General features: G+C 73.5%; 13 protein-coding genes. 8 read left to right on the plus strand and 5 right to left on the minus strand.

Features of this window, described 5'->3' with window-relative positions:
- Positions 1-105 precede the first annotated feature (105 nt).
- Both ACWGIS_RS25930 and ACWGIS_RS25935 read right to left on the minus strand, forming a co-directional pair.
- Positions 106-549 (minus strand): ATP-binding protein, encoded by a 444-nt coding sequence (locus ACWGIS_RS25930; RefSeq protein ID WP_453364843.1) that lies wholly within the window; start codon positions 547-549, stop codon positions 106-108.
- Between the two features lie 343 nt (positions 550-892).
- Entirely contained in the window at positions 893-1,882 is a 990-nt protein-coding gene (locus ACWGIS_RS25935) for a heavy metal transporter (protein ID WP_453364844.1), read from the minus strand.
- An 84-nt stretch (positions 1,883-1,966) separates the two neighbouring features.
- Here ACWGIS_RS25935 and dapE point away from each other — a divergent pair, with 84 nt between their 5' ends.
- Both dapE and ACWGIS_RS25945 read left to right on the plus strand, forming a co-directional pair.
- Positions 1,967-3,046 carry a succinyl-diaminopimelate desuccinylase gene (gene dapE, locus ACWGIS_RS25940; protein ID WP_453364845.1) on the plus strand — a complete coding sequence of 360 codons (1,080 nt, stop codon included), beginning with the start codon at positions 1,967-1,969 and terminating at the stop codon, positions 3,044-3,046.
- Between the two features lie 110 nt (positions 3,047-3,156).
- Positions 3,157-3,915: an LOG family protein gene (locus ACWGIS_RS25945; protein ID WP_453364846.1), complete on the plus strand. Its 759-nt coding sequence runs from the start codon at positions 3,157-3,159 to the stop codon at positions 3,913-3,915.
- Between the two features lie 244 nt (positions 3,916-4,159).
- On the opposite strand, the gene folP is transcribed toward ACWGIS_RS25945, so the two are convergent.
- Positions 4,160-5,020 carry a dihydropteroate synthase gene (gene folP, locus ACWGIS_RS25950; RefSeq protein WP_453364847.1) on the minus strand — a complete coding sequence of 287 codons (861 nt, stop codon included), beginning with the start codon at positions 5,018-5,020 and terminating at the stop codon, positions 4,160-4,162.
- A 164-nt stretch (positions 5,021-5,184) separates the two neighbouring features.
- Between folP and ACWGIS_RS25955 the strand changes: the two genes are divergently transcribed.
- Together ACWGIS_RS25955 and ACWGIS_RS25960 are read left to right on the plus strand one after the other, a co-directional pair.
- Positions 5,185-5,532 carry a DivIVA domain-containing protein gene (locus ACWGIS_RS25955; protein ID WP_453364848.1) on the plus strand — a complete coding sequence of 116 codons (348 nt, stop codon included), beginning with the start codon at positions 5,185-5,187 and terminating at the stop codon, positions 5,530-5,532.
- On the plus strand, positions 5,529-6,107 hold the full coding sequence (locus ACWGIS_RS25960; RefSeq protein ID WP_453364849.1) for a DNA-3-methyladenine glycosylase I: 579 nt from the start codon (positions 5,529-5,531) through the stop codon (positions 6,105-6,107). The genes ACWGIS_RS25955 and ACWGIS_RS25960 overlap by 4 nt, the downstream gene beginning before the upstream one ends.
- Positions 6,108-6,127: 20 nt before the next feature.
- Here ACWGIS_RS25960 and chcB read toward each other — a convergent pair whose 3' ends face one another.
- Positions 6,128-6,934, minus strand: coding sequence for a 2-cyclohexenylcarbonyl CoA isomerase (gene chcB / locus ACWGIS_RS25965; protein ID WP_453364850.1), 807 nt, complete (start codon positions 6,932-6,934; stop codon positions 6,128-6,130).
- A gap of 366 nt (positions 6,935-7,300) precedes the next feature.
- Here chcB and ACWGIS_RS25970 point away from each other — a divergent pair, with 366 nt between their 5' ends.
- Complete coding sequence (locus ACWGIS_RS25970) at positions 7,301-7,468, plus strand: DUF3117 domain-containing protein (protein WP_003966491.1); 168 nt, start codon at positions 7,301-7,303, stop codon at positions 7,466-7,468.
- A gap of 142 nt (positions 7,469-7,610) precedes the next feature.
- Here the strand turns inward: ACWGIS_RS25970 and ACWGIS_RS25975 are convergent, their stop codons facing one another.
- Positions 7,611-8,309, minus strand: coding sequence for an O-methyltransferase (locus tag ACWGIS_RS25975; protein ID WP_453364899.1), 699 nt, complete (start codon positions 8,307-8,309; stop codon positions 7,611-7,613).
- Positions 8,310-8,523: 214 nt separating this feature from the next.
- Between ACWGIS_RS25975 and sigE the strand changes: the two genes are divergently transcribed.
- The 3 genes from sigE (at position 8,524) to ACWGIS_RS25990 (ending at position 13,175) form a co-directional block, all read left to right on the plus strand.
- Complete coding sequence (sigE, locus tag ACWGIS_RS25980) at positions 8,524-9,225, plus strand: RNA polymerase sigma factor SigE (RefSeq protein WP_453364900.1); 702 nt, start codon at positions 8,524-8,526, stop codon at positions 9,223-9,225.
- Positions 9,222-10,202: an anti-sigma factor family protein gene (locus ACWGIS_RS25985; RefSeq protein ID WP_453364851.1), complete on the plus strand. Its 981-nt coding sequence runs from the start codon at positions 9,222-9,224 to the stop codon at positions 10,200-10,202. Before sigE ends, ACWGIS_RS25985 begins: the two co-directional genes overlap by 4 nt.
- Positions 10,203-11,309: 1,107 nt before the next feature.
- Entirely contained in the window at positions 11,310-13,175 is a 1,866-nt protein-coding gene (locus tag ACWGIS_RS25990) for a trypsin-like peptidase domain-containing protein (protein WP_453364901.1), read from the plus strand.
- Positions 13,176-13,366: the final 191 nt, after the last annotated feature.

Below are 13,366 nucleotides of genomic sequence, written 5' to 3' on the forward strand. Positions count from 1 at the left end.
TGGGCGGGGGCGGGGGGCGGCCGGGCCGGCGCGCCGGTCCCCCCCGCCCCCCGGGGGCGGGGGCCCGGGTCGTTCCCCGGGCCCCGTCGCCGTACCGTGCCGGTGTCAGCCGAGCGGCAGGCCTTGGGTCGGCAGCCCCTGGGTGGGCAGGCCGCCCTTGGTGACGGAGTCCGTCGGCAGGCCGCCGCCCGTCGCCTTGGCGGTGTCGCCGAGCAGCCCGCCGGCGGAGCCGGCCGCGTCCCCGGCCGTCTTCTGGGCGGCGGGGGTGGCGGTCTTGGCGACCTTGCCGCCGGTCTTGCCCGCGGCGGGCACGGCCTTCTTGACGGCCTTGGCGCCGGCGTCGCCGGCCAGGTCGGTGGTCTTCTGCGCCGCACTGTCCACGGTGTTGCCGGCCTGCGCGCCGTCCAGGGCGGTCAGCCCGCCGAGGTTCGGGGTGGCCGGCAGTTCGGCCGCCGCGCTGGCGGAGCCGGCCGCACCGACCACGGGCGCCGCCCCCGCTGCGATGAGCAGCGCGACACGGGCGATCCGGCGGGTCAGGGGGAGGGACATGATGCTCCTTAGACGGGAGAAGAACAGTGGTGTGTCCGACGTGTCCCGGTGGCTGACCGACTGGCTGTCGACCGAACGGCTGTGATCGTCCCGGGCACCGGACGCAGTGACTACCGCTCGAAGTCCGCGAAGGTTGCGGTGGCCCAACGTAAAGAGTTGGCAATGCGTCGCATTATCGGCTGCGGATAAAAACGGGCAAAGGCCGCCCGGTCGGAAAGTCTGCTGAATCCTTACCGCCCTTTGTTCTCAAGGGTTTTGGCGGATTTCGGGGTGACCGCGCAAAAACGTGTGCCGACACCGCGTCCGACTCGGGTCCGGTCCCCCCAACGGGTGAGCGCCCGTACTACTGACCAGTGACGATCCGGACCTCGTACGCCGACTTCGCGGAACTCCGCGAGCCCGCGTTCCCGCCCGCGTTCCATTCCCCTTCGGACCGCCCGGCCGACCACTCGCGGCCCGCGTACGAGACGTGCGCGATGTGCAGCGCGGACGAGTTGGCGACGGCCCAGTGGGCGAGTTCCCAGCCGCGCTGCCGACGGCTGCCTTCGGCCGCCGTCCCCTCCGGCACGGGCACGGTCACCGCGGTGCCCGCCCCCGGCGAGGGCGAGGCCGCCGCGGAGGGCGACACCCGGCCGGACCCGGCGTCCGCCCCGGTGTCCACCTCGGCGCCGGCCACCTGGAGCACGTCGCGCCCGAAGTCGCGCACGAGCGCGGCCCGTACGGCGTCCGGGCCCCCCGTGCGGGTCGCGCCGGGCCGCCCCTCGCAGGTCAGCGTGGCCGCCGCGCGCCCGGTCAGGGCCGCCGCCAGCAGTGTGGCGTCCGGCTCGTGCTTCGCGTACGCCTGCGGATAACCGCTGCGCTGCACCCGCTGCGCGGCGACCGTCAGCGGCAGCCGCGAGTAACCCGGCACCTTGGCCAGATGCCGGTAGAACTCGCCCGCCGAGTACGTCGGGTCCATGATCTGCTTCCGCGTGCCCCAGCCCTGCGAGGGCCGCTGCTGGAACAGGCCGAGGGAGTCCCGGTCGCCGTGCCGGATGTTGCGCAGGCCCGACTCCTGGAGGGCCGTCGCGAGGGCGATCGTGACCGCCCGCTCCGGCATGCCGCGCGTGGTGCCGACCGCGGTGATCGTCGCCGCGTTCACCGCCTGCTCGGGGGTGAACTCGTACGAGGCGCCGTCCCCCTTCCCCGAGACGACCTTGCAGCGGGGCGCACCCGTGCCGCCGGTCACGTACTGCACGACGAGATAGCCCGCGAGCGCGAGCAGCACGGCCACGGCCGCCCCGAACCGGAGGAGGCGGCCGCGCCGGGAGGAGGTGGGGGACGGCTCTGGCACGTCGTACAAGGTACTGGAGGCCGCTGTGACGGGCGATGGCCCTGTGGACCGTGGGGCCGCGGGCGGCGCGTTAGGCTCGGCCGCATGGCCGATACCCCGCTTGACCTCACGCTGGACGCCGCCGAGCTCACCGCGCGGCTCGTCGACTTCCCCTCGGAGAGCGGCAGCGAGAAGCCGCTCGCGGACGCCGTCGAGGCCGCGCTGCGCGCCCTGCCGCACCTGACGGTCGACCGGTACGGCAACAACGTGGTGGCCCGGACGAACCTGGGCCGCGCCGAGCGGGTCGTCCTGGCCGGTCACATCGACACCGTCCCCATCGCGGGCAACGTGCCGTCCCGGCTCGACGAGGACGGCGTCCTGTGGGGCTGCGGCACCTGCGACATGAAGTCGGGCGTGGCGGTGCAGCTGCGCATCGCGGCCACCGTCCCCGAGCCCAACCGCGACCTCACCTTCGTCTTCTACGACAACGAGGAGGTCGCCGCGCACCTCAACGGCCTCAAGCACGTGGCGGAGGCGCACCCCGACTGGCTGACGGGCGACTTCGCGATCCTGCTGGAGCCGACGGACGGCCAGGTGGAGGGCGGCTGCCAGGGCACCCTGCGGATGCTGCTCAGGTTCACGGGGGAGCGGGCGCACTCCGCGCGCGCGTGGATGGGCTCCAACGCGATCCACGCGGCGGCCCCGGCCCTGGCCAGGCTGGCCGCGTACGAACCGCGCCGGCCCGTCGTGGACGGCCTGCGGTTCCACGAGGGCCTCAACGCCGTGCGCATCGAGGGCGGTGTCGCCACGAACGTGATCCCCGACGCCTGCACGGTCGTCGTCAACTTCCGGTACGCCCCGGACCGCACCGAGGCGGAGGCGGAGGCGTTCGTGCGCGACTACTTCGCCGACTGCGGGGTCGACGAGTTCGTCGTCGACGACCACACCGGGGGTGCCCGCCCCGGGCTGACCCACCCGGCCGCCGCCGCCTTCCTGGCGTCCGTCGGCGGCGAGGCCCGTCCCAAGTTCGGCTGGACCGACGTCGCCCGCTTCAGCGCGCTCGGGGTGCCCGCCGTGAACTACGGACCCGGCGAACCCCTGCTGGCCCACAAGGTCGACGAGCGGGTCACCGCCTCCCTGATCCCCGAGGCCGAGGAGCGGCTGCGCGCCTGGCTGACGGCCTGACAGCCCCGGCCGCCGCCACGGCGGTTCACGGCGGACATGCCCAGGTCCCCCCTCCGTAACCCGCGTAGATCTACGCTGGGGTGGAACTACCGCAAGCGGAGGGAGCGGACATGGCTACCGGCAACCCCGAGGGCAAGAAGCGGCCACCGGAGGAGCAGCGGCTGGGACCGGTGCTGCGCAGGCGGGACCAGGTGCAGGCGAGTACCACCGACCAGCGGCTCCTCGACGGGCGCGCCCCGTCCGACTGGGTGCACACCGACCCCTGGCGGGTCCTGCGCATCCAGTCGGAGTTCATCGAGGGCTTCGGCACGCTGGCCGAACTTCCGGCCGCGATCAGCGTGTTCGGCTCGGCCCGCACCCCGGTGGACTCCCCGGAGTACGCGGCGGGCGTGGAGCTCGGCCGCGGCCTGGTCGAGGCGGGCTTCGCCGTCATCACCGGCGGCGGGCCCGGCGCCATGGAGGCCGCCAACAAGGGTGCCTGCGAGGCCAAGGGCATCTCCGTCGGACTCGGCATCGAGCTGCCCTTCGAGCAGGGGCTCAACAAGTACGTCGACATCGGCCTGAACTTCCGCTACTTCTTCGTGCGGAAGATGATGTTCGTGAAGTACGCCCAGGGATTCGTGGTCCTTCCCGGCGGACTCGGCACCCTGGACGAGCTGTTCGAGGCGCTCACCCTCGTCCAGACCCAGAAGGTCACGCAGTTCCCCATCGTCCTCTTCGGCACGGAGTACTGGGGCGGCCTCGTCGACTGGCTCAAGAACACCCTGATCGCCCAGGGCAAGGCCAGCGAGAAGGACCTGCTCCTGTTCCACCTCACGGACGACGTGGACGAGGCGGTGGCCCTGGTCTCCAAGGAGGCGGGCCGCTAGCGCGGGACGGCGCGGCACACGGACGGGGGCCGCCGGACGGGACTGGGCCGGGCAGCGCTGGGAGGCGTGGGCCACGCCCCTCCCCGTCGGCCCCGGCCCGGCACCCGGCGCTCAACGCCCCTCCGCCGCCCCCGACCGGCGCTTCTGGGCACCAGGCCCCACTGCGGCCCCGGACCGGCACCCGGGGCCCAGCGCCTCCGTGCGGCCCCGGACCGGCACCCGGCCCCTCGGCCGGGCAGCCGCCCTAGGCCAGGCCCCGGCGGGCCACGGCCGGCGGCCGGTGGCCGGCGATCGACGCCACCATGTCGAGCACCTGCCGGGTCTCCGCGACCTCGTGGACGCGGTACACCTGCGCGCCCAGCCACGCCGACACCGCGGTCGTGGCCAGCGTCCCCACCACCCGCTCCTTGACCGGCTTGTCGAGGGTCTCCCCGACGAAGTCCTTGTTGGACAGCGAGACGAGCACGGGCCAGCCCGTGTCCACCATCTCGCCCAGCCGCCGGGTCGCCTCCAGGCTGTGCCGGGTGTTCTTCCCGAAGTCGTGCCCCGGGTCGATCAGCACCGACTCCCGCGGCACCCCCAGCGCCACCGCGCGCTCGGCCAGCCCCACGGTCACCCGCAGGATGTCGTCCATGACGTCCGCGTACGTCGTCCGGTGCGGACGCGTCCGCGGCTCCGAACCGCCCGCGTGCGTGCACACGAGCCCCGCCCCGTACCGCGCGGCCACCTCCGCCAGCCGCGGATCGACCCCGCCCCAGGCGTCGTTGAGCAGATCGGCGCCCGCCTCGCAGACCGCCTCCCCGACCTCGTGCCGCCAGGTGTCCACGCTGATCACCACGTCCGGGAACCGGCGCCGCACCTCGGCGACGAAACCGACCGTCCGGCGGGCCTCCTCCTCGGCCGTGACCTCCTCGCCCGGTCCGGCCTTGACCCCGCCGATGTCCACGATGGCGGCACCCTCGGCCACCGCCTGCTCGACGCGGGCGAGCGCCGGCTCGTCCAGGAACGTGGCCCCCTGGTCGTAGAAGGAGTCCGGGGTCCGGTTCACGATCGCCATGATCACCGGCTCGTGCGCGCCGAATTCACGCCTGCCCAGCCTGAGCATCCCCTGAGACCTCTCCTCGTGTCCTCGTGTACTCGTGGTTTCCGCTGATCGACCGCCTGCGACCCTAGCTGTCGGAGTCGCATGGCACGATCGGACCCTGACACTTCCGATACTTTCCACGTCGGCGCGCCCCGCGTCGGCACCAGAGCGTGGGGACCTCAGCGATGTTCATGTTCTTGTTCCTGGTCGTCGCGCTCGCCGTCGTGGTCGCCGCGGTCACCCTGGCCGTGGTGGGCGGCGGCGAGAGCGGCCCCCTGACCGACGCCGCACCCGAGCGGCTGGAGGACCCCCTCCCGCCGCACCGCCCGGTGAACCGCGCCGACGTGGACCTGCTGCGCTTCCCGGTCGCCGTCCGCGGCTACCGCATGGCCGACGTCGACGACGCCCTCGGCCGCCTCGGCGCCGAGATCGCCGAGCGGGACGCCCGGATCGCCGACCTGGAGTCCGCGCTCGCCGGCGCCCGCGCCTCCGCCGCCACGTCGCTGCGCAAACACCCCGAGGAGGACCGTTGAGCGCCGCCCTCCCCGGCACCGACGGGACGCCGCGCTGCCCCTGGGCGCTGTCGACCGAGGAGTACGTGGCCTACCACGACGAGGAGTGGGGCCGCCCGGTGCACGGCGACGACGCCCTGTACGAGCGGCTGTGCCTGGAGGCCTTCCAGTCGGGCCTGTCGTGGATCACCATCCTGCGGCGGCGCCCCGGCTTCCGCGCCGCCTTCGCCGGCTTCGAGATCGCCGAGGTGGCGGCCTTCACGGAGGCGGACGCCGAGCGCCTCCTCGCCGACCCCGGCATCATCCGCAACCGCGCCAAGATCGAGGCGACGCTCGCCAACGCGCGCGTGCTGGCCGACTGGGCGCCGGGCGAGCTGGACGAGCTGATCTGGTCCTTCGCTCCCGACCCGGCGTCCCGCCCCGCGCCGCGCACGCTCGCGGACGTCCCCGCCGTCACCCCCGAGTCGACCGCGCTGTCCAAGGCGCTCAAGAAGCGGGGCATCCGGTTCGTGGGGCCGACGACGGCGTACGCCCTGATGCAGGCGTGCGGCCTGGTCGACGACCACCTCGCCGACTGCGCGTCCCGGGGCCGCTGAGCCGCCCCGGGAGCGCGGGCCTAGCGGCCCAGGTACTTCGGCGTCTCCTTGGCGAGGAACGCCTTCACGGCGATCGTGTGGTCCTCGGACGCGCCCGCCCGGGACTGGAGCTCGTCCTCCTTCTCCAGGGACTCGTCCAGGGAGTGGGAGAGGGCGTACGCGAGGGACTCCTTGAGGGCCGCGTACGCGAGCGTCGGGCCCTCGGCGAGCGTGCGGGCCAGCTTCACGGCCTCGGCGGCCAGCTCGGCGGCGGGCACGATCCGGTTGGCGATGCCCAGCTCGTAGGCCTCCTGCGCGGAGACGTTGCGCGGGAAGAGCAGCAGGTCGGCGGCGCGGCTGGCACCCACGACCCGCGGCAGCGTCCACGAGATGCCCGAGTCGGCGGTCAGGGCGACCCCGGCGAAGCTGGTGTTGAAGGCCGCCGTGTCCGCGACGATCCGGTAGTCCGCGGCGAGCGCGAAACCGAAGCCCGCACCGGCCGCGACGCCGTTCACCGCCGCCACCACCGGCTTCGCCGCACCGGTCAGCGCCCGCACGATCGGGTTGTAGTGCTCGTGCACCGTGCTCATGACCCCGTCGCCGGCGCCGGACTCGCGCGCCGCGAGCAGCCCGCCCACGTGCTCCTTGAGGTCCTGGCCCACGCAGAACGCACGGTTCCCGGCGGCGGTCAGCAGCACGGCCCGTACGGAGTCGTCCGCGGCGGCGGCCTGCGCGGCGTCCCGGAAGGCGACCTTGGCCTCGGTGTTCATCGCGTTCATCGCCTCGGGGCGGTTCAGCGTGATCGTCGCGAGTCCGTCGCTCACCTCGTAGAGCACGGTGTCGGCCATGGTGGGGTCCCCTCCGGTGTTCGCGGCTCCGTCGTACCGGTCGGTACGCACTGCTTCCGAGGACAGCATGGCGGAGATCGCCGACGGTGGTGCGAGCCCGACATGTGACCTGCGTCAAAGAAATACGCCGCGGGAAAGTCCGTGCGGCGGCGCAGTATCGCAGTCACATCGCCGAATTGAGTGGTTTTGCTCAAGCGCGTTGCGCAAGCGATGCCGACTGATGTTGGTCATCGGGTCCTGAGATGCGGGATAATGGCCTGGAAGCAATGTGTTCGATGCCGGTGACGTGTGTCCTATGAGGGGACGTGCGTGCCCTCCTAAGGGGCCGTCGGCGACGATGAGCTGGTTTCAGGAAGGGGAACGAGCATGGCGGCCATGAAGCCGCGGACGGGCGATGGCCCGCTCGAGGTGACCAAGGAGGGGCGGGGCATCGTCATGCGCGTTCCGCTCGAAGGCGGCGGTCGGCTCGTCGTCGAGCTGACCCCTGACGAGGCCGACGCGCTTGGCGACGCCCTCAAGAAGGTCGTCGGCTGACGCGGAACGCGACCCTATCTTTACAGCTGTCCCGGCACCGTACGCGGTGCCGGGACACTGTTTTTTCGCGGGTGGCGGCGACGTCGCCCGCAGCTCCGCATGTGATGTTCAGCCTGGTCAGCGCCGTGAAGCGGGTCCCGGGTCAGCGCTTGACGGCGCAGAGCAGCCCGTCGCCCACCGGGAGCAGCGAGGGCACCAGCTCCTGGCTCTCGCGCACCGCGCGCAGCAGTTCCCGCAGCCGCCCGACCTCCGCGGGCTGCGGTCCCGAGTCCACCGTGCGGCCGTCCGCGAAGACGCCTTCGAAGACCACGAGCCCGCCGGGCCGCAACAGGCGCAACGATTCAGCGAGATAGTCCAGGCACTCCAGACGGTCGCCGTCGCAGAAGACGAGGTCGTATCCGCTGTCCGCGAGCCGGGGCAGGACCTCCAGGGCGCGGCCCGGGATGAAACGGGCGCGGTTGCTGGCGAAACCGGCGGCCCGGAAGGCCTGGCGGGCGAACTGCTGGCGCTCCGGCTCCGGGTCCACGGTGGTCAGTACCCCGTCCGGCCGCATGCCGTGCAGGAGATGAATCCCGGAGACTCCGGTGCCGGTACCGATCTCCGCCACCGCTTTCGCGTCCACGGTGGCGGCGAGCAACCGCAGCGCGGCACCCGTGCCGGGCGACACCGAGCGCAGCCCTGCTTCCCGGGCCCGCTCCCGGGCCCAGCGCAGCGCCTCTTCCTCGGCGACAAAGGCGTCGGCGAACGCCCAGCTCGTCTGCCGGTTGCCGGTAATGACCCTCTCCTGTCCCCGTAGTTGCCTGGCCGTGACTGTATCCGTTGCCGTCGGGAACCCGCAGATGGGACCAGGCGTTTAGGAGAGTGGGGAAGGCAGTGGGGGGACGCTGATGGATCGGGACACCGAGCAAGTGCTGACGCAGCCGCAGAAGGCCGCATCAATTTCTCGTAAAACCGCTTATCCGGAGCTAACGGGCGAGGTGGCTATGGTAGGGGCTCCACTGGACACCACCAGAGCCGACAGGGGAGGTGCGGCAGCGCCTGTGGATCGGGGAGGAGTGCTGCGGCGCTTTCTCAGGTCGGCGGGTGAGCCGAAATCCGTGATTGACACCGCTGACCGTTTCCACACCGCTGACTCCGCGCAGACCGCGACTTTCGCCACCGACGCGGACACGCAGGCGTGGACTCCGCCCACCTGGGAGGAGATCGTCAGCACGCACAGCGGCCGGGTCTACCGGCTCGCCTACCGCCTGACGGGCAATCAGCACGACGCCGAGGACCTCACGCAGGAGGTCTTCGTCCGCGTCTTCCGCTCACTGTCGACGTACACGCCCGGCACCTTCGAGGGCTGGCTGCACCGCATCACCACGAACCTCTTCCTGGACATGGTGCGCCGCAAGCAGCGCATCCGCTTCGACGCCCTCGGCGACGACGCGGCCGAGCGCCTCCCCAGCCGCGAGCCCTCGCCCCAACAGGTCTTCAACGACGCGCACTTCGACGCCGACGTCCAGCAGGCGCTGGACACCCTCGCGCCCGAGTTCCGCGCCGCCGTCGTCCTCTGCGACATCGAGGGCCTCTCGTACGAGGAGATCGCCGCGACCCTGGGCGTCAAGCTCGGCACGGTCCGCAGCCGCATCCACCGCGGCCGCTCCCAGCTGCGCAAGGCCCTCGCACACCGCTCTCCGGAAGCCCGCGCCGAGCGCCGCGGCTTCGCAGTCACGGGAGTCCCCGCGCTGGGAGGAGGGGGCGCGACCGCGTGAGTGGAACCCGGCCCGACCCCGCCGAACGGCGCGTGGCAGACCAGCACCTGGGAGACCGGCTCTCCGCCCTCGTGGACGGAGAACTCGGTCATGATTCGCGCGAGCGCGTCCTGGCCCACCTCGCCACCTGTGCGAAGTGCAAGGCCGAGGCGGACGCCCAGCGCCGCCTGAAGAACGTGTTCGCGGAAGTCGCACCACCACCCCCCTCCGAGAGTTTCCTGGCCCGGCTGCAAGGGCTTCCCGGAGGAGGCGACCCGGACGACGGCGGCTCACCGCCCGGCGGCGGCGCGTTCTTCGGAAGACTTCCCGGCTCCGACCGGCACTCAGGCGTCGCCGGGGTCTTCGGAGTGACGGGTGAGTCCTTCGGCTACGTGCCCGCCCGGCCGCACGCCGACGTGCTCCCCCCGTCCTCCGGACGCGGCTTCCGCATCCACGACGTCGGCCGGCACGAGACCGACCGCCCGGCCTCGCGCGGACTGCGGTTCGCGTTCGCCGCGGCGGGCGCGGTGTCACTCGCCGCCGTCGCGCTCGGCGGGGTGTCCACGGGCGTGCCCGGCGACACCACGGACGCCCGCGGCGGTTCCGGCTCCGGGAGCAACGTCACACCGCTGCGTACCCAGGGCGGCGGCGGGGCGACGACTCCCGACTCCCAGCGCCGTCGGTCCGTCGGCCCGATGCTCGCCCAAGGCCAGCGGACGCCGGGTGACGGCCCCGTCATACCGGCCTCGCTGTCCGCGCCCCTGCTGCCCGGAGTCCCCACTCCGTCCCCGGGGCAGGAGGCCATGCACACGCTGACCACGCCCATCGTGGCCGGTGCCGCCGCCATGTCCCCGCTGATACGTCCGCTCGCCACCGCCCAGACCGTCGAGCCGGCCATCTGGTCGGCGGACTGGGACGTCGTGAGACCGGGCCTGCTGACCGCCCCGCCGCAGACCGCGTCCCCCACTCCCTCTCCGTCCTCTTCCCGCACCCCGTAGAGCCCACCCGACTGCTCCCGTCTGCCCCGCGCGCGTGTTCGTACTCCTCCCGCACTCGCGCGGATCCGGGCGCGTGCGCCAACGCCGGGTGAGGCCGTGCGGATCGGGGCACGTACGCGCTGACCGGGGTGTGGCCGCGCACGCGCACGATGTCCCGTGCCCGGCGCCCTGACACCCCGGCAGGCGCCCGCCCGACGCCCTCGCCCCCGGCAGGCGCCCGCCCGACGCCCCGGCCCCGGGACGGCGAGACCGGCCCACTGGGACGGACCCGATCGGCCAGGCGGACACCGGGGCCTGCCGATCTCTGCGCGGCGGTCCGGGAACCTGGTTGAATCCGGGGTGGGCCGCGCCGTGGGAGGGATCCGGGCGCGGAGTCGACAATCTGCGGTGACCGCCGGTGCCGTCGTGCCGCGGGCCGGGTGTGGGGAGAGCATGGACCAGGGGAAGCCCGCGAAGACGAAGTGGTGGAGCAGGCCCCGGCCGGACGGTGCGGAGAGCGACCCGGTCACGGACCGGGCGGTGAGCCCGGCCCCGCCGGAGGCCGCCGCGACGGTGCCCTCCGACCCGGAGGGGGCCGCGGAAACCCGCCCCGGGACCGGGACCGCCCACGACGACGGTGACTTCGAACTGGAACGCCCCCTGCCCAGAGCGGCCGACACGGGTGGCGACTCGGAGCGGAGCGGTGCCGTCCCGGCGTCCGGCGCGGGCTCCGGCGCCGACTGCGGTGGCGACTTCGAGTTGAGTGGTCCCGCCCCCGCGACCGGTGCCGGTGACGGCGGTGACGCCGAGCCGACCGATGCTGTCCCGGCGTCCGGTACCGAATCCGACGCCGGTGGCGACTTCGAGTTGAGCGGTCCCACCCCCGCCCCCGCGACCGGTGCCGGTGACGGCGGTGACGCCGAGCCGACCGATGCTGTCCCGGCGTCCGGTACCGAATCCGACTCCGGTGGCGACTTCGAGCTGAGCCGTCCCGTCTCCGTGGGCGGGACGGAGGCTCACAGCGGTACGGCGGGCGCTGCTGTCCCGGCATCCGATGCCGGTGCTGACGGCGATTTCGAGCTGGCGCGTCCCGGGGCGGGCCCCGGGACGTCCGCGCAGGTGGCCGACGTGTCCGCCCAGGCGTCGCAGGCCGCGCCCGCGTCGGCGCCGGACCCCGTTTCCCCGCCCGCCTCTACGGAGGCGCTCCACGCGGCACCGGACGTCTCGGCGGAGGCATCTCACGCGGCACCGGACGTCTCGGCGGAGGCGTCTCACGCGGCACCGGACGTCTCGGCGGAGGCTCCCCACGCGGCACCGCATGCCTCGGCGGACGCGTCTCACGCGGCACCGCATGCCTCGGCGGACGCGTCTCACGCGGCTCCGCCCGCCGACGCGGCCGTACCCGCCGTGGGCGTTCCTGCCGAGCGTCCCCGGCCGCTGCACGCACCCGACCCCTACAGCACCCCGCCCTACGGCGAGCCCGGCCCCTGGGCGCCCGCCCCGCCGGTCCAGCACCCGCGCACCGCGGCGACCCCGCTCGCCGTACCGCCGGGGGCTGCCGTACCGCCCGCGGCGACCCAGCCCGCACCGCCGGTCGCCCAGGGGGCACCGCACCTCGCCGTCCCGCAGGGGACTGCCCCCGCTCAAGGAACTGCCCCCGCTCAAGGAACTGCCCCCGCTCAAGGCGTGCCGCACCTCGCCGTCCCGCAGGGGACCGCCCCCGCTCAAGGCGTGCCGCATCCCGCCGTCCCGCAGGGGACCGTTTCCGCACCCGCCGTGGACGGAGGCGAGGGGGCCGGGCCCTGGCGGAACTACGATCCCTGGGCCGCGACCGCGCCGCTCCAACTGAACGGGGCGGCCGTCCCGTCACGGGCCCAGCGCCGCAGGAAGGCGAAACGGATCCTGATCGGCGGCGCCCTCCTCATCGCGCTGCTGTCCGGCGGCGTCGGCGGCCTCGTGGGCGCCTACCTGGAGCGTAACGGCGGGATGGTGGACGTCGAGCTGCCGCAGGCCGGCAAGGAGCCGAACGGCCGGGCGCCGGGCACCGTCGCCGGGATCGCCGCCGGTGCGCTGCCCAGCGTCGTCACGCTGCACGTGAGCGGCTCGGAGGCCCAGGGCACCGGCACCGGATTCGTGCTGGACGGCGCGGGCCACATCCTCACCAACAACCACGTGGTCGAGCCCGCCGGGAAGGGCGGGGAGATATCCGTGACCTTCAGCGGGGGCGAGAGCGCCACCGCCGAGGTCGTCGGACGGGACAGCGGCTACGACCTCGCCGTCGTCAAGGTCAGCTCGGTCAGCGGGCTCAAGCCCCTGCCGCTCGGCAACTCCGACAACGTGCGGGTCGGTGACGCCGTCGTCGCCATCGGAGCGCCCTTCGACCTCCCCAACACCGTCACCTCCGGGATCATCAGCGCCAAGGAGCGCCCGATCACCGCGGGCGGCGAGAAGGGCGACAGCAGCGACGTCTCGTACGTGGACGCCCTGCAGACCGACGCGCCCATCAACCCCGGCAACTCCGGTGGTCCCCTCCTCGACTCGCAGGGCCGCGTCGTCGGCATCAACAGCGCCATCAGGTCCGCCGACAGCAGCACCGACCTGGAGGGCGGCCAGTCCGGTTCGATCGGGCTCGGCTTCGCCATCCCGATCAACCAGGGCAAGCGCGTCGCCGAGGAACTGATCAACACTGGCAGGGCGACGCATCCGGTCATCGGCGTCACCCTCGACATGGACTACGGCGGCGACGGCGCCCGGGTCGGCACCAAGGCCGACGGCGGCGGCGCCCCGGTCACCCCCGGCGGCCCCGGCGACCGGGCCGGCATCCGGGCGGGCGACGTCATCACCGAGGTCGACGGCAAGCCCGTCCACTCCGGCGAGGAACTCATCGTCAGGATCCGCGCCCACCGTCCCGGCGACCGCCTGGAGCTGACGCTGGAACGCGACGGCACCGAGAAGCCGCTCACCCTGGTCCTCGGCTCGGCGGACGGCGACTGACGGCGACCGTCCGCGGCCCGCACGGACGGCACGCGGCCCGCCCGGTACCGCGACCAACGGAGGACATCCCGGCGAACCCGCCGTGTACACGAATCCGGAAGGCCCGGGACAGTACCGGACGGACACGATGGCCGGGTACCGTGGATGCGGCCCGGACCACGGAAGACCTCCCGAGGGCCGAGGACATCGCA

Source organism: Streptomyces sp. NPDC054842, assembly GCF_053611025.1.

Coding starts and splice junctions, on each gene's coding strand:
- ACWGIS_RS25930 (WP_453364843.1), bottom strand. CDS start 549: ATGTCCCTCCCCCTGACCCGCCGGATCGCCCGTGTCGCGCTGCTCATC.
- dapE (WP_453364845.1), top strand. CDS start 1,967: ATGGCCGATACCCCGCTTGACCTCACGCTGGACGCCGCCGAGCTCACC.
- ACWGIS_RS25945 (WP_453364846.1), top strand. CDS start 3,157: ATGGCTACCGGCAACCCCGAGGGCAAGAAGCGGCCACCGGAGGAGCAG.
- folP (WP_453364847.1), bottom strand. CDS start 5,020: ATGCTCAGGCTGGGCAGGCGTGAATTCGGCGCGCACGAGCCGGTGATC.
- ACWGIS_RS25955 (WP_453364848.1), top strand. CDS start 5,185: ATGTTCATGTTCTTGTTCCTGGTCGTCGCGCTCGCCGTCGTGGTCGCC.
- chcB (WP_453364850.1), bottom strand. CDS start 6,934: ATGGCCGACACCGTGCTCTACGAGGTGAGCGACGGACTCGCGACGATC.
- ACWGIS_RS25970 (WP_003966491.1), top strand. CDS start 7,301: ATGGCGGCCATGAAGCCGCGGACGGGCGATGGCCCGCTCGAGGTGACC.